General features: G+C 72.7%; 12 protein-coding genes. 6 read left to right on the forward strand and 6 right to left on the reverse strand.

Translation table 11 applies throughout. The annotated features are described in order from the left end of the window. The first annotated feature begins 627 nt into the window (after positions 1–627). A complete protein-coding gene (locus ACIRPT_RS04575) occupies positions 628–2,670 on the forward strand; it encodes an ATP-binding protein (protein WP_403822143.1) in 2,043 nt (680 codons plus the stop codon). A gap of 27 nt (positions 2,671–2,697) precedes the next feature. Here ACIRPT_RS04575 and ACIRPT_RS04580 read toward each other — a convergent pair whose 3' ends face one another. From ACIRPT_RS04580 to ACIRPT_RS04600, 5 genes are all read right to left on the reverse strand, one after another. After that, on the reverse strand, positions 2,698–3,738 hold the full coding sequence (locus tag ACIRPT_RS04580; RefSeq protein WP_403822146.1) for a serine hydrolase domain-containing protein: 1,041 nt from the start codon (positions 3,736–3,738) through the stop codon (positions 2,698–2,700). Continuing rightward, entirely contained in the window at positions 3,735–4,670 is a 936-nt protein-coding gene (locus tag ACIRPT_RS04585; protein WP_403507637.1) for a DUF6895 family protein, read from the reverse strand. The genes ACIRPT_RS04580 and ACIRPT_RS04585 overlap by 4 nt, the downstream gene beginning before the upstream one ends. After that, positions 4,667–5,641: a DUF6895 family protein gene (locus ACIRPT_RS04590; RefSeq protein WP_403822149.1), complete on the reverse strand. Its 975-nt coding sequence runs from the start codon at positions 5,639–5,641 to the stop codon at positions 4,667–4,669. The genes ACIRPT_RS04585 and ACIRPT_RS04590 overlap by 4 nt, the downstream gene beginning before the upstream one ends. Next, a complete protein-coding gene (locus ACIRPT_RS04595) occupies positions 5,638–6,234 on the reverse strand; it encodes a hypothetical protein (RefSeq protein ID WP_403822152.1) in 597 nt (198 codons plus the stop codon). Before ACIRPT_RS04595 ends, ACIRPT_RS04590 begins: the two co-directional genes overlap by 4 nt. Positions 6,235–6,348: 114 nt before the next feature. Continuing rightward, positions 6,349–6,534 carry a hypothetical protein gene (locus ACIRPT_RS04600; RefSeq protein ID WP_400065376.1) on the reverse strand — a complete coding sequence of 62 codons (186 nt, stop codon included), beginning with the start codon at positions 6,532–6,534 and terminating at the stop codon, positions 6,349–6,351. A 606-nt stretch (positions 6,535–7,140) separates the two neighbouring features. Between ACIRPT_RS04600 and ACIRPT_RS04605 the strand changes: the two genes are divergently transcribed. Genes ACIRPT_RS04605 through ACIRPT_RS04615 form a run of 3 tightly spaced genes read left to right on the forward strand, consistent with a single transcriptional unit; the run spans position 7,141 to position 9,944 of the window. Continuing rightward, positions 7,141–8,988 (forward strand): MFS transporter, encoded by a 1,848-nt coding sequence (locus ACIRPT_RS04605; RefSeq protein WP_403823348.1) that lies wholly within the window; start codon positions 7,141–7,143, stop codon positions 8,986–8,988. Further along, positions 8,985–9,521, forward strand: coding sequence for a MarR family winged helix-turn-helix transcriptional regulator (locus ACIRPT_RS04610; RefSeq protein WP_403822155.1), 537 nt, complete (start codon positions 8,985–8,987; stop codon positions 9,519–9,521). The genes ACIRPT_RS04605 and ACIRPT_RS04610 overlap by 4 nt, the downstream gene beginning before the upstream one ends. 9 nt (positions 9,522–9,530) lie before the next feature. Then, positions 9,531–9,944 carry a molybdopterin-binding protein gene (locus ACIRPT_RS04615; RefSeq protein WP_403822158.1) on the forward strand — a complete coding sequence of 138 codons (414 nt, stop codon included), beginning with the start codon at positions 9,531–9,533 and terminating at the stop codon, positions 9,942–9,944. 46 nt (positions 9,945–9,990) lie between these two features. Here ACIRPT_RS04615 and ACIRPT_RS04620 read toward each other — a convergent pair whose 3' ends face one another. Further along, on the reverse strand, positions 9,991–11,529 hold the full coding sequence (locus ACIRPT_RS04620) for a PucR family transcriptional regulator ligand-binding domain-containing protein (RefSeq protein ID WP_403822161.1): 1,539 nt from the start codon (positions 11,527–11,529) through the stop codon (positions 9,991–9,993). A 218-nt stretch (positions 11,530–11,747) separates the two neighbouring features. Here ACIRPT_RS04620 and ACIRPT_RS04625 point away from each other — a divergent pair, with 218 nt between their 5' ends. Both ACIRPT_RS04625 and ACIRPT_RS04630 read left to right on the forward strand, forming a co-directional pair. Continuing rightward, the gene (locus ACIRPT_RS04625; RefSeq protein ID WP_403822164.1) at positions 11,748–12,572 is read left to right on the forward strand and encodes an FAD binding domain-containing protein; all 825 of its coding nucleotides are present in this window, start codon (positions 11,748–11,750) and stop codon (positions 12,570–12,572) included. Then, entirely contained in the window at positions 12,569–15,460 is a 2,892-nt protein-coding gene (locus ACIRPT_RS04630) for a molybdopterin-dependent oxidoreductase (RefSeq protein WP_403822166.1), read from the forward strand. Before ACIRPT_RS04625 ends, ACIRPT_RS04630 begins: the two co-directional genes overlap by 4 nt. Positions 15,461–15,576: the final 116 nt, after the last annotated feature.

A 15,576-nucleotide genomic window follows, 5' to 3' on the forward strand; every position in this document is an offset into this window, starting at 1 on the left:
ACCGCGCCCCGCGCTTCCCGTCCCGGCGAAAGGCCCCGCCATGGCGCGTCCCCTCCCCACCCCGCTCACCGCCGCCCACATCGAGATCCACGGCCCGCTCGACCCGGTGCTCTTCGCCGAGGCGCTGCACCGGACGCTTTGCCTGGGCCGTTGTTTTTGGCTGTCCCGCCGTGGGGGTTTGCCGCCGTTGCTCCCCCACTGCCTTAAGGGCGTGGGAGGTGCCCCCAGCGGCGGGCTGGTGCCGCTTGCGCGGGGCTGTTCGGCTGCGGGACCGGGCCTCCGGACTCCGTCCTGCGGCCCGGCCCCTCCCCGTTGGGGTTGGGAGAAAACCGTGGGGGCGTACGTAGACGGTCAGCCGCACCTTGTGGATCCACCGTGGGAAACGGACAACTCGACACTGGCCCCCATCGGCCTCCTTCCCCCCACTCACGGGAGGGGACGGACCGTAGCGGCGGGGCCGTGTAGGGCCGTCACCGCACCCGACAACACCACGCCGGCCGCTGGGGGTACCTCCCACGCCCTTAAGGCAGTGGGGGAGCAACGGCGAGACGACGAACGGCGCCGCAGACAACAACGTGGGGCCCAGGCAAAGCGCAGCGAAGGGTCCACATGGGGCAAACTGGGCCGGTGGCGAGCAACATTCCCGAAGAATCCACCAGTTTCATCGGGCGTAGGGACGAACTGCGCCGACTGACCATCGAGTTGGCGCAGCATCGACTGATCACCCTCACCGGTCCCGGCGGCGTGGGGAAGACCCGGCTCGCGATGCGGGCCGCGGGCGCCGCGGTGGCGCGTTATCCGGGTGGGGCGCGCTGGGCCGATCTGTGGCCCCTGCGGGGCGACCGGCTGCTGGCGGCCACCGTTTGTGACGCGGTGGGGCTGTCCGACCACACGGCGCGGATACCGGTGGCGGCGCTGTGCGACTGGCTCTGCGACAAGCAGCTGCTGCTGGTGCTGGATTCCTGTGAACACCTCGTCGACGCCTGCCGGGACCTGATCGGCGATCTGCTGACGGCCGCCCCGCTGGTGACCGTGCTGATCACCAGCCGGCAGCCGCTGGACGTGGTCGGCGAATGGGTCACCGAGGTCGAACCGCTGCCCGTCGAGGGGGACGGGGGTGCGCTGGCCCTGTTCAGCGACCGGGCCACGGCGGCGGCTCCCGGTTTCCGGCTCACCGATCCGGCGAACGCGGCGGCCGCGGCCGCCATCTGCCGGCGCCTCGAAGGCATTCCGCTGGCCCTGGAGCTGGCCGGCGCCCAGCTGGCCGACAGCTCCGCCGAGCGGGTCGCCGAACGGCTCAACTCCCGCTTCGACGCGCTCGACGGAGTCGGTGACGGCGACGGCATGGCCCGGCCCCCCTGGCACCGCACCTTGCGCACCGCCATCGGCTGGAGCCACGAGCTGTGCGCACCGCTGGAGCGGCTGCTGTGGGCACGGCTGTCCGTCTTCCGGGGCACCTTCGACGAGGAGTCCGCACAGTCGGTCTGCGCCGGCGGCCCGCTCACCGCGCAGGGCGTACGCACCGCGCTCGAGGGCCTGGCCGCCCAGTCGGTGATCTGCCGCGAGGGGCAGCGCTTCCGGATGCTCGACACGCTGCGCGAGTACGGCCGGATGTGGCTGGAGGAACTCGGCGAGGCGACCGCGCTCGCCGACCGGCACGCCCAGCACTTCCTCGGCTTCGGACGCCGCGCCGACACCGGCTGGCTCGGCAGCGACCAGGTCAGATGGTACGAGCGGGTCGCCGAGGCCCATGTGGACCTGTGTACCGCGCTCGACCACCTCCTGGTCGCCGACCCCGAACGCGCCCAGGAACTCAGCGCCTGCATCGGCTTCTTCTGGAGCTGCTGCCGTCATCTGCACGAGGCCCGCGGCTATCTGGAGCGTGCCCTCGCCGCCCACCTGGTCCCGAGCCCGGCCCGTACCCGGGCGCTGTGGATGCTCGGCGTCGCCCTGCTGCTCCAGGGCGACCTGGAGACCGCCGACGAACTGGGACGCCAGTGCTCGCGCGCGGCGCGCGAGGACGCCGACGCGGAGGCGATGCGCGCGGCCGGCTATCTCGTCGGCCTCACCCATCTGATGGCGGGCCGTCCGCTGGCCGCGTACACCGTCGCCGACCATGTGCTCGGCCCGATGCCGGACGACCCGTTCGACTCCGCGGCGCGGCTGCGCTGCCACATCATCCGGATCTTCGCCCTCACCGGCCTGGGCAGGCTCGCCGAGGCACGCGCCGAGGCGACGGAACTGCGCCGGGGCTGCGCGGCGCACGGCGAATACTGGGCCCGCTCCTACGCCGACTACCAGCTCTCCCTGATCGCCCTCCTCCAGGGCCGCCCCGAGGCCTCCGCGGACCACGCCCGCGCCATGCTCGTCGCCAAGCAGGGCATCGGCGACAACTTCGGCATCGCCCTCGGCCTCGATCTGCTGGCCGCCGCGGTGGCGGCGCAGGGCAACGGCGAGAGCGCCGCGGTGGTCTACGGCACCGGCCAGGCCTACTGGCGCACCGTCGGACACCCGCAGCGCGGCACGCCGGAACTGCGCGCCGTACGCGAGGAGTGCGAGCAGCGGGCCCGCGCGGCGATCGGCGACGAGGCCTACGCGGACGCCTTCCGCCGGGGCACCGAGGCCCGCCCCGAGGCCTCCCTCGCCAAGGTTTTGTCGGGCGACCTCTGAGGCCCCGTCCCGGGCGGGGCGGCGGCCTCAGTGCACCGGTTCGCCGGCCAGCGAGTACAACATCTCGTAAGCGGTGTCGACCATGTGGCAGGTGCGCCCGCGGCGGGTGGCGATCGCCAGCAGGCCGATGCCGGAGGCCGGCTGATAGCCGAGGAACGCCTGCTGGCCGAAGGTCGCCCCGACGTGGAAGAGCAGCGGCCCGCCCGGGGCGGGGTGGTGGTACCAGGTCAGTGTGTGGGTGTGCCGGTGCCGCCAGCCGCGGCGCAGCAGCGGGAGCTGGACGTCGCGCAGCGCCCCGGACAGCGGGGTGTCCTCGGGGAAGAGGTGCGCCTCCAGATAGGTGAGCAGATCGTCGGGGGTGGCGTGCACCGCTCCGGCGGCGCGGAAGCCGCCCATGTCGGAGCTGGGGACCGGCGTTCTGCCGTTGGCGCGGTGGCCGATGGCCTCGGTGCCGGTGGTGCCGGCGCCCAGCGAGGTGCCGGTCAGCGCCAGGGGCCGGAGCACCCGCTCGGTGAGCAGGGTCGCGTAGTCGGCGCCCGCGGCGCCCTCCATCGCCGGACCGAGCAGCGCCAGCCCGAAGTTGGAGTAACGCCAGCGGGTGCCGGGCGGGTGCCGCAGCCGGGTGCGGGCAAAGGTGTCCAGGAGGCGGCCGGTGTCGTAGCGGGCGTAGCCGTTGCGGTACGGATGCACCAGCGCGCCGGCCACCAGGTCGGTGGGGATGCGGGGCAGCCCGGAGGTGTGGGTGGCCAGATGCCGCAGCGTGATGCGGCGCGAGGCGGCGTGCGGGAGGGGCAGCGCGGGCAGGTGGTCGGCCAGCCGGTCGTCGAGGGAGAGCACGCCGGAGTGGGCGAGCTCGGCGAGCAGCAGCACGGTGAACGTCTTGGACAGCGAGCCGAGTTCATAGCGCAGCGAATGGCGGGGCGTGGGCGGCGCCAGGGCGGTGCCACCGGTGACCACGGTCCGCCGGCGCCGGTGGGTGACGGCCAGCACGATGTCCGGGGCGTCGATGAGGGTGACCGCCTCCGCGAGGCGGTCACCGAGGGCGCCTCCGGGGCCGACGCCGTTCATCCGGCGGCGTCGGCGGACAGCGACCGGGAGGTGGCCATCGCCGAGGCGAACGCGGCCACCAGGGTGGGGTGGTGCACCAGGTCGAAGACGTCCTGCGGGTCGCCGGCCGGCATCCCGCGCTGAATGGGCATCGCCCCGCTGTCGGACTGTGCGGCGGCGTACCGCTCCCACATCTCACCGTCCAGGGTGGGCCGCGGCAGACACGCGTCGACGACCAGCAGTTCGCCGAGCAGGTCCCAGTGTTCGAGGTCCGCCCAGTCCTCCATCCAGGCCGGCAGATACCGCGCGAGATACTCGGCCGGCCCGGGCGGGATGCGGTCCGGCGCCTCGCCCCAGTTGGTGAGGTGGAAGACGGTGTGCGTGAGGTCGTAGGCGATGTGGTACTGCACCGTCCACGGCTCGGGCGTCCGGCCCAGCCAGGTGGCCGCCAGGGCCCGGTCGAAATCGTCACTGGGCGCGAGCTTCATCTTGCGTTCGGCGTTGAGGACCCCCAGCCGCCGGTTGGGCACCATCTCCAGCGCCCTCCAGGTGGCGGTGCGCCGGGGGACCTCGAGGGCCGTCTCCAGCGCGGGGTGGCGGTGGCCCAGCTCGTGGAAGGTCGCGTAGATCTCCAGCGGAACGGGGGAGAGCGGCTCCTCGTGCTGGAGCGCGGCCAGCACATTGCCGCCGTCCAGCAGCTCCCGCCAGGCGAAGTCCAGCAGCTGCCCGGCGCGCGCGTGCTGCCGCGAACCGGCCACGCCCTCCCGGAACAGCACCTGCATATTGATCGCCAACTCGCCGATGGGCTTGAGGCGTTCGATCAGGGCGCCGCCGGTGGCGCGGTCCTCGTCGGTCAGCCGGAAGAAGTCGCGGTGCTTGTCGAGCCAGGTCAGGGCCCGGTCGCCGACGCCGTGCAGCAGCGCGGGGGGAGCGGGTGCGGCCGTCACCGTCACGGGATTGCCTCGCTTTCGCAGGGGGTCCGCAGGGCCGTCGCCGCCGCCCCGGCTCCTTCCGGTGAAGGCTCCGGGGCGATCCGGGCGAGGGTGCCGGCGAACGCGGTCACCAGGGTGGAGTGATAGCAGGCCGTGAAGGCCTCGGCGGGGTCGTCCGGGCAGGGTGCGGCGCCGGTCTCGGGCACGCTGCCGTCGGCCGCCTGCGCGGCGGCCAGCCGCTGCCAGGCGAGGGGGTCGTACGGGGCCTTGGGCAGGCAGGCGGTCACCGCCAGCAACTCACCCGCCAGATCCCACAGTTGTTCCTCCAGCCAGTTCTCCAGCCAGGAGGGCAGCCACAGTCGCAGATAGTCGGCGAGCTCCGCGGGCAGCCGCCCGGGAGCGCGGCCCCAGTCGGTCAGATGGAAAACATCGTGGGTCAGGCCGTAGACCGCCTTGCGGTCCAGCGCCCAGGGCTCGGGCAGCCCGCCCAGCGCGGTATGCCCCAACACCGTGGAGAAGTCGGCGTGTTGGGGATATCCGATCCGCCGCTCGGCGTTCAGCACACCGAGCGTACGGGTGTGGTCCTCGCGCGCCACCCGCCAGGCCCGCAGCCGCGTCGTCGTCGACAACAGCTCCTCGACGGCCGTATTGCGCAGCCCGGTCCGGGCGAAGACCCCGTAGATCTCCACCGGGTAGGTGGCATAGGGCTCGCCGCGGATCAGCTCGGCGAACAGCTCCCCGTCGTAGGTCTCCTCCCAGGCGAACGCGAAGAGCCTGTCCGCCTGCTCCCGGAGGTCGGTGCGCGGGTGCAACGAGGCGATCACATGCATCAGTTCGGCGAGTTCGCCGAGCGGTTTCAGAGTCAGGTTCGGATCGGCGTCGGTGGTCGCGTTCGCGGGCAGGTGGAAGAACGGCCGCGCGCCGTCCAGCCACTCCAGGCTGCCCTCGACCATCCGGTCCAGCAGCTCCGGGGCGCCCCGGCCGCCGGTCACCACCCCCGCCCGTGGAACCGGTGGGCGGCCACGACATGCAGCGCCACCCGGGCGTCGCCGCCGCTCATCTGCCGTACGAAGGCGAGCCCGGCGTCCAGGCCGAGGGTCGTCGGTACGTCGGGCATCCGGGCCAGCCAGCGGCCCACGCCGGCCGCCTGGAGCCAGTCGCGGCGGCGGACCGCGCGCACGAAGCCGCGCGCCAGATCGTCGGTGCGGTGCGTCAGGTCCTCGGCGAGCTCCGGTGCCAGCCCCGGGAGGGCGAGCGCGGCCAGCTGGGATGCCCGGTGGGCGAGCTTGGGCCAGGGGTCGGCCGTCACCCAATCGGCTCCCACCGGTGGCGGCGGCGGCCAGTGCCCCGCGCCGCCGGGAAGATACGAGTGCGAGGCCTCGACCAGGCCCCGGTAGCTCCACGTCGACACCTCCGAGGCATCCGCTCCCGGCGGGTAGGCGGCGAGCGTCTCGCGCACCACGGTCTCGTCGTCGGCGCCGGGGGCTACCCGGTGGTCCAGTGCATACGGTGCGAGCGCGTCGGCGCCCAGTACCCGTAGCGCCGCCATCGACGCCGCGTCGCCCTGCCGCAGAATGCGCGACAAAGCGTAAGGGTCGCCCTCGCCCCGAAGGGCGAGGGCGACCCCGGTTGCGGCATCGGCGATCACAGCGCTCAGTGGGACTGCGCCCTGCGCCTGTTCAGCCAACGCATGCCCCTTTTACCGCGCGTCCGTCTTCGGACGGGGAGTGGGCGGCGAGATGAGCAGGAGCCCCAGGAGCAGCAGGCCTCCTCCGCACTCGCGGGTGTCGCGGAACACGCCGTGGGGTTCGGCGGAGTCCAGCAGCCCCTCGACTTCGGCGGCCAGAGTGGTCGTGTCGGTCGGTGCTGTGCGATCCGTAACCATAGGTTTTTTCCTCTCTTGTGCGGCGGACGAGATCCAGCCTTGCATCCGCCCAAATCGCCCGCAAACCGAACAAATCAGACTTCGCGCTTTCCTGGTGTCCGCCCGGGAGCCCTTCCTGCGTGGCGTGTTGCCCGTCCGGCCCGCCTGTCCGCCGGTCAACTCCCTTTGAAACGCGGCGGATTGAGGGCGGCCCGATGACCGTTGAACGGTGTACGGAGGCGTTCGGAGCGCCTCGCCCGGCGTCGGCCCGCACTGCTCTGTTCGGGCGTACTACCCGCAAGTACGAGGCGGCGGCCGCCGTTCCGCACCGGTGGCGCCCGGCCGGGCGCCCGCCCCGGCGCCGGGCTCCGGGCGTGCCGGATGCGGTCTCCGGGCCGTACCCGTGGCCAGGATTTCCCGCGAGGTCTAAATTGGAAATTGGTTGATGTCAAGCAAGTAAGTGCGGTGAGCGCCACCGGCAAAGGGAGCCGAGCGCCGCACCGTCCCGGTGGAGCCCTGTATCTCTAGGGGTGGTGATCCGTGGGAAAGACTGCCGAGCCATCCGATGCGCCTGTCCCCAAGGCCGCCGCGCGCCGAACGCCGGATGCCCGCTACAAATGGGTCGCCCTGTCGAACACCACGCTGGGCGTGCTGATCGCCTCGATCAATATGTCGATCATGCTCATCGCGCTGCCCGACATCTTCCGCGGCATCGGCGTGGACCCGCTCCGGCCCGGCAACACCGGCCTGCTGCTGTGGCTGATCATGAGCTACCTCGTGGTCACCGCCGTCCTCGTGGTCAGCTTCGGCAGGCTCGGCGACATGTACGGCCGCACCCGGATGTACAACCTCGGATTCGCCGTCTTCACGGTCTCCTCCGTACTGCTCTCGGTGACCTGGCAGCACGGCACGGCGGGCGCCCTCTGGATGATCGGGATGCGTGTCCTGCAGGGCGTTGGCGGCGCGATGCTGATGGCCAACTCCAGCGCGATCCTCACCGACGCCTTCCCCGCCGCCCAGCGCGGCCTCGCCCTGGGCCTGAACCAGGTCGCGGGCATCGCCGGCTCGTTCATCGGGCTGGTCCTCGGCGGGCTGCTCGGCCCCGTCAACTGGCGGCTGGTCTTCCTGGTGTCGGTGCCGTTCGGGGTCTTCGGCACGATCTGGGCGTACCTCAAGCTCCGGGACACCGGAGTGCGCACCCCGGCCCGGCCCGACTGGTGGGGCAACCTCACCTTCGCGGCCGGACTGATCGCGCTGCTGACCGGAATCACGTACGGGATCCAGCCCTACGGCGGCCACACCATGGGCTGGACCAACCCCGCGGTGATCGCCGAAATGACCGGCGGGCTAGCGGTACTGGCCGCCTTCTGCCTGGTCGAGCGGAGGGTCGCCGAGCCCATGTGCGATCTGCGGCTGTTCCGGATCCGGGCGTTCACGGCCGGGAATCTCGCCAGCCTGCTCGCCTCGCTCGGCCGCGGCGGCCTGATGTTCATCCTGATCATCTGGCTGCAGGGCATCTGGCTGCCCCGGCACGGCTACGGCTTCGACCGGACCCCGCTGTGGGCCGGCATCTACATGCTGCCGATGACCCTGGGGTTCCTGGTGGCCGGACCCGTCTCCGGATGGGCGTCCGACCGCTTCGGGGCCCGGACCTTCGCCACCGGCGGCATGCTGCTCGCGGCCGGGACGTTCGTCGCCCTCCAGGCGCTGCCGGTCGACTTCTCCTACCCCGCCTTCGCGCTGATCCTGCTGCTCAACGGCATCGGCATGGGCCTGTTCGCCTCGCCCAACCGCGCCGCCGTCATGAACAGCCTGCCGCCCGACCGCCGCGGCGTCGGCGCCGGAATCAGCACCACCTTCCAGAACTCCGCCATGGTGCTGTCCATCGGCATCTTCTTCTCCCTGATGGTCGCGGGCCTGGCCGGAGCGCTGCCCGGCGCCCTCACCAGCGGACTGACCGCGCAGGGGGTCCCGGCCGCCGACGCGGCCAAGGTCGCCGCGCTGCCCCCGGTGGGCGTCCTCTTCGCCTCCCTCCTGGGCTACAACCCGGTACAGACCCTGCTCGGCCCGCACGTCCTCGCCCAGCTCCCCGCCGGCCACGCCGCCTATCTCACCGGCCGGGAGTTCTTCCCCCGGCTGATCTCCCCGCCGTTCGCCGACGGGCTGGCCGTCGCCTTCGACTTCGCCATCGCGGCCTGCCTCGTCGCGGCCGTCGCCTCGCTGCTGCGGGGCGGGCGCTATGTGTACGGGGAGCAAGGCGGCGGCCGGGGGCGCACCGGCGAGCGGGTCCGCCGGGAAGCCGTCCGGCACGAAACGGGCCCCGGCGGACCGCCCTCCGACGCCCCGGCCCCGGCGCCCGCCCCCGAAGCGGATACGGCCCCGCCGCCCGCCCCCGAAGCGGATCCGGCCCCGCCGCCCGCCCCCGAAGCGGATCCGGCCCCGCCGCCGTCGAGCCCCCCGGGGAGCCCCCGATGACCACGCCCGACAGCGCCCCCGGCGCGCCGCCCGCGCCGGATCAGGACGCGGAGCTGGCGGGCCGGCTGCGCGCGGTGATCCAGCATCTGCTGCCGCTGCTCCGCCGCCAGAGCGTGCACGGCGATCTGACCCCCAGCCGGCTGACCGCCCTCGCCGTCCTTTCCGCCCACGGCCCGCTGCGGATCAGCGACTTCGCCGCGCGGATGAACATCGCGCTGTCCACCGCCTCCCGGATGGTCGACCTCCTCGACGGCTGCGGCTGGCTCGCCCGCCGCCCCGACCCCGAGGACCAGCGCGCGAGTCTGATCAGCCTCAACGACGACGGGCAGCGGCTGCTGTGCGCCGTACGGCGCGAGACCACCGGCCTCCTCGCCGCCGAGATAGCGGGGCTGGCGGCCGACCACCGGCGCCTGCTGTGCGACGCGCTCCCGGCGCTGGAAGAGCTCGCCGAGCGCGCCCAGCGCCCCGCCCCCGGACAGCCGCCCCGGGCGGGCCGCCGAGGCGGTGATCGGCGCGGGCGGCCGCTGCTCTAGAGTGCGGGGGTGCCGTCGTACAGCATTGGCCAGGCAGCCCGGCTGCTGGCAGTGAGTTCGGAGACCGTCCGCCGCTGGGCCGACGGGGGTCAGCTGCGGATGGACCGGGACGGTTCGGGGAACCGCGTGATCGACGGGGTGAGCCTCGCGGCGTTCGCCAAGGACCGCGCCGCCGGGCTGCATCCGGTGCCCGGCGAGGTCCGCACCTCGGTACGGAACTCCTTCGCCGGGATCGTCACCGCGGTCGCCCTGGACGATGTCGTCGCCCAGGTGGAGATCCAGTCCGGACCGCATCGGCTGGTGTCGATGGTCAGCCGCGAGGCGGTCGAGGAACTGGGCATCGAGGTGGGCGTCACCGCCACCGCCCGGGTCAAGTCGACCAATGTGCACGTCGACCGGCCGGAGGACCGCGGGAATCAGTGACGGCCGCACGCTCGCAGGGCCCGGCGCTCCGGCGGCCACCGCGAGGTCAGCGGCACAACAGCGCCGCATGCAGGTCCAGTTTGTGATCGAGCCGGGACAGATCGCGGCCGGTGAGCGACTCTATGCGCTGGATGCGGTAGTGGACCGTGTTGACGTGCAGATGCAGCGTTTCGGCCGTACGGGCCCAGGAGCCGTGCTGGGCGAGGAAGACCTCCAGGGTCTCCAGGAGCATGCGGTGCGAGGTGCTGCTGCCGGCCGCCAGGGGACCGAGCACCTGGGTGCTGAAGGCCGTACGGACGTCGGCGGGGACCCCGGCGAGGAGGGTGCCGAGCGTGGTGAGGTCCTCGACGGAGGTCACCAGGGCGGCCTTCGGGGCGTCGGCGCGGGCCGCGGCCAGGGCGTAACGGGCCTGCGAGAGCGCGGAGTTGAGGCCACCAGGGGTGGTCGCGAGGCCGCTGACGCCGGCGTGCAGCGGGGTCTGGGGGTGGCAGGCGTGGAGGGTCGGCCACAGATCGCGCAGCGCGGAGTGCACCCCGCCGCCGGAGCCCGCGTCGGAGTCCGGGGCGGCGTGGACGACCGCGACGGCATCGCCGCCCGGGAGCCGGCCGACGACGAACGGCTCGGCGGGGGAGTGCCGTAGCGCCTCCGTCAGCGCGCCGACGGCCCCCTCGCCCTCGCCGCCCCCCAGAGAGGCCACCACCACGCGGTACGGACCCGAAGCCGGCAGGCCGGCGGCGTGCACCGCGGAGTCCAGCGCGGCGCCGTCGGCCGGGGCGGCGTCGATCAGCGCCATCAGCTCGTCGGCGGCGCGGAGACCGGCCTCCTGCCTGCGGACGAGGTGATGGCGGTACTGGGCGATGACATCGGCGATTTCGTGCAGTACGCGCGGCGGGGCGTCGGTCGCGCCGCGCAGATGCAGATGCCAGCTGTCGTACGGGCCGAAGTCCCCGTCGATCCGCAGGCTGGTGCCGACCGCGCCGGCCAGATCGCGGGCGGCCTGCTGCGCGGGCAGGAACGGCGCCGACGGGGTGCGGGCCATCACCCGCCCGGTCGCCGTCAGCAGATAGCAGGCCGGCCCGCCGAGGTGGGCGAACGCCCGGTCCAGCAGTGCGTCCGGCGCGGCGTCCTCGGCGAGCAGGCGGGCCAGTTCCGTGCGGACGTTCTCCGGCAGCGCGTAGTGGTCGGTGGGGCGCCGGCTCAGATCGCCCCACTGGCGCAGGTACACCGCTTCCGTGATGGCCCGGAAGGTGGTGTGCGCAGGGACGGCGACAAGCGCGATGCGATGTTCGCGGCAGGATTCGACGAGGTCCTCGGGCACCGAGCCATGGGTCTCCTCGCCCGCCAGCAGCGCCGCCGCCCCGGCCGAATGCAGTGCGGAGACAAAGCGGTCGACCTTCGCGCGGCTCTCCCCGGGCCGCCACCACACCAGCCCGCTGAGCACCAGCTCACCCGGCTGCAGAAACCGGGCCGGGTCCTCCAGATCCGTGGCGGTCACCCCGCTGACTTCCCGGGTGAGCAGGGCGCTCTCGCCCCACAGCAGGTTCAGGTCGAGCGAATCGAGCTGGAGGAGTTCTTCGACGTGCATGTGCTGGCTCCTTGGGCGGCTGCCGGGGTGTAGGACGGACGGAGAGGGGCCCGGCATCTCACATTCACGAGGCGAATGCGAGTGGCCTCATCGTAAATGCAAGCCGTTCTCGCCGATATAGCTGTTGGTTGATCATCCAGTTCCGGGCCGCTGCCACGGTGTTTTTCCGTGCTGCGCACCAGTCGTGCCGGGCGCCGCGGCGTTGCTTCACTCGCGGTATGGACCTCAACACCGTGCTGGAGGTGCGAGACGCCCGGCAGCGCGCCCCCTGGCGCAGCGGCGACGCCTGGCTGGGCGGCGGCACCTACCTCTTCTCCGAACCGCAGCCGCACCTCCGGCGTCTGGTGGACCTGAGCCGGATGGGCTGGGAGCCCCTACGCCGGCTCCCGGACGGCTCGCTGGAGGTCGCGGCGACCTGCACCATCGCCCAGCTCTCCCGCTTCGCCCGCACCTACGACGCCCCGGCGGCGCCGCTGTTCGAGCAGTGCTGCCGCGCCTTCCTGGCCTCGTTCAAGATCTGGAACATGGCAACCGTAGGCGGCAACCTCTGCAACGGCCTGCCCGCCGGCCCGATGATCTCGCTGACCGCCGCCCTCGACGGCGAGGCCCTGCTCCAGGCGCAGGACGGCACGCTGCGCCGCACCAAGGTCGCGGACTTCATCACCGGCGCCGGCCGCAAGGACCTCGCCGAGGGTGAACTGCTGCGCTCGGTCACCCTGCCCGCCCGGGCCCTGCTCTCCCGTACGGCGTTCCGCCAGGCTTCCCTGTACGGGCTCGGCCGCTCCGGCGCGCTGGTCATCGGCGCCCTCGACCCGCTGGACGGCTCGCTGGCCGTGAGCCTCACGGCCGCCACCGTGCGGCCGTTCCGCCTGTGGTTCCCGACGGCGCCGGACGCCAGGGAGCTGCGCGAGGCGATCGAGTGGACCGTCGGCGAGGGCGACTGGTTCGACGACATCCACGGACTGCCGGTCTGGCGCCGGCACATGGCGCTGCGGCTCTCCGAGGAGATCCGCCGGGAACTGGGCCGGGAGGCCGGGCGATGAGCTTTGGGATACACGTCAATGAGCGGCCGTTCGACGCGGAGCCGCGGCCCGGCCAGTGCCTGCGCACCTACCTCCGCGACCGCGGCTGGTTCGGGGTGAAGAAGGGCTGCGACGCCGGCGACTGCGGGGCCTGCACCGTCCATGTCGACGGTGAGCCCGTACACAGCTGCATCTACCCGGCCGTGCGTGCCGAAGGGCGCCGCGTCACCACCGTCGAGGGACTCGCCCCGGCCGACGGCGAACTCCACCCCGTACAGCAGAAGTTCCTGGACGCCCAAGGTTTCCAGTGCGGCTTCTGCACGGCCGGATTCCTGATGACGACGTCGGCGCTGGTCGCGGAGCAGGGCGGCGCGCACGACGACGGGAAGCTGGCCGATCTGCCGCGCGCCCTCAAGGGCAACCTGTGCCGCTGCACCGGCTACCGGGCGATCGAGGACGCCGTACGCGGGGTCAAGAACGTCGAGGAGCCGTGCGCGGGGCAGGCGGTCGGCCGCAACCTGGGCGCCCCGGCCGGGCCGCAGGTGGTCACCGGCACGGCCCGCTACACCTTCGACATCGACGTCCCCGGCCTGCTCCATATGAAGCTGCTGCGCTCCCCGCACCCGCACGCCCGGATCGTCTCCATCGACACCTCGGCCGCGCTGCGGGTCCCCGGCGTGCACACCGTCCTCACCCACCACGACGCGCCCGAGCGGCTGTACTCCTCGGCCCGGCACGAGCACCCCACCGAGGATCCCGACGACACCCGGGTGCTGGACGATGTGGTCCGGTTCGTGGGGCAGCGGGTGGCGGCCGTGGTCGCCGACACCGAAGGGGCCGCCGAGGAGGGCTGCCGCCGGATCGTCGTGGAATACGAGGAACTGCCGTATGTCATCGACCCGGAGGAGGCGATGCGGCCCGGTGCCCCGGTGATCCACGCCAAGGGCTCCGAGACCCGGATCGCCCGGGCGGAGAACAACGTCGTCGGCGAGGTGCACGGCGAGATCGGCAGCGTCGAGGAGGGCTTCGCCGAGGCCGACCTCGTCTACGAGGAGAGCTTCCGCACCCAGCGGGTGCAGCACGCCAGCCTGGAGACGCACGGCTGTGTCGCCTACTTCGAGGAGGCCGAGGAGGCCGAGGAGCACGGGGCGGCCGGTGACAAGGAGGAGACCGGGGAGACCCGGGAGACCGGCGGGAGCCGGGCGGACGGCGGCGAGCGGATCGTGGTCCGCTCCAGCACCCAGGTCCCGTTTCTGACCCGCCGCGCCCTCTGCGCGCTCTACGACCTGCCCGAGGACAAGGTCCGGGTGGTCGCGGGCCGGGTCGGCGGCGGGTTCGGCGGCAAGCAGGAGATGCTCACCGAGGACATCGTCGTGCTGGCCGCGCTGCGGCTGAGGCGGCCGGTGAAGCTGGAGTTCACCCGGGCCGAGCAGTTCTTCGGCGCGACCACCCGGCACCCCTTCCGCATCCGGATCAAGGCCGGGGCGAAGAAGGACGGCACGCTGACCGCGCTCCAGCTCCGGGTGGTTTCCAACACCGGCGCGTACGGCAACCACGGCCCGGCCGTGATGTTCCACAGCGTGGGCGAGTCGATGGCCGTCTACCGCGCGCCGCACAAGAAGGTCAATGCGTACTCCGTCTACACCAACTGCGTCCCCGCCGGGGCCTTCCGCGGCTACGGGCTGGGGCAGGTCACCTTCGCCGTGGAGTCGGCGATGGACGAGATGGCCCGCCGGCTGGGCATCGATCCCCTGGTCTTCCGGGAGCGCAACATCATCGGTCCCGGCGAGCACATGATCAGCCCCGGTGGCGAGGAAGAGGACCTGCATATCGCCAGCTACGGCCTCGACCAGTGCCTGAAGGTCGTCCGGGACGCCATCGCGGAGGACACCAGCGCCGCCGACGCGCCCGAGGGCTGGCTGGTCGGGCAGGGCACGGCCATGTCGATGATCGCCACCGGCCCGCCCGGCGGGCACTTCGCCGACGCCACGGTGACGCTGCTCGAGGACGGCACGTACGACATCGCGGTGGGCACGGCGGAGTTCGGCAACGGAACCACCACCGTGCACAAGCAGATCACCGCGGGGGCGCTGGGCACCACGGTGGACCGGATCGCCATCCGGCAGTCCGACACCGACGTCGTACGGCATGACACCGGCGCATTCGGCTCGGCCGGGACGGTCGTCGCGGGCAAGGCCGTGATGAAGGCGGCCAACGGCCTCGCCGAGCGGATCCTGACGTTCGCCGCGGAGCATGTCCGGGTGCCGCGGAGCCTGTGCCGGCTGATGGCGGACTCGGTCGAGTGCGACGGGCGGCTGGTGTCGCTCAAGGAGCTCCACGAGGCCGCGCACAGCAAGAGCGTGGAACTGTCGGCGGCCGGGCACTGGGGCGGCTCGCCCCGCTCGGTGGCGTTCAACGCCCAGTGGTTCCGGATCGCCGTCGACCCCGGAACCGGGGAGATGAAGATCCTGCGCAGCGTGCACTCCGCCGACGCGGGCAAGGTCATGAATCCCATGCAGTGCCGCGGCCAGGTCGAGGGCGGCGTCGCCCAGGCGCTCGGCGCGACCCTCTTCGAGCAGGTCCTCGTCGACGGGGGCGGCAAGGTGGTCACCCCCGCGTTCCGCCGCTACCGGCTGCCCGCCTACGCCGACGTACCGCGCACCGAGGTGCACTTCATGGAGACCTCGGACTCGATCGGGCCGCTGGGCGCCAAGTCGATGAGCGAGAGCCCGTTCAACCCGGTGGCGCCCGCCTTCGCCAATGCGCTGCGGGATGCCACCGGGGTGCGGTTCACGGAGGTGCCGCTGCTGCGCGACAAGGTGTGGCTGGCGCTCGAGGAGCACCGGGCCGGGGGCGCGGGGGAGGGGCGGCCGGCCAGGGCGCACCCGTCGCGCGAAGGGTCGGTGTGAGACACCCGGAGGCCGGCGCGGCGCGGTTGGCCGGATCGCAACACCGGACATGCCGCCCTCATGGTCCATTTCACCTCACACACGCGAGGTAAAAATGCATACCAGGGTGGCATCCG

The organism is Streptomyces sp. NPDC101227 (genome assembly GCF_044767545.1).
Taxonomy (GTDB): Bacteria; Actinomycetota; Actinomycetes; order Streptomycetales; family Streptomycetaceae; genus Streptomyces.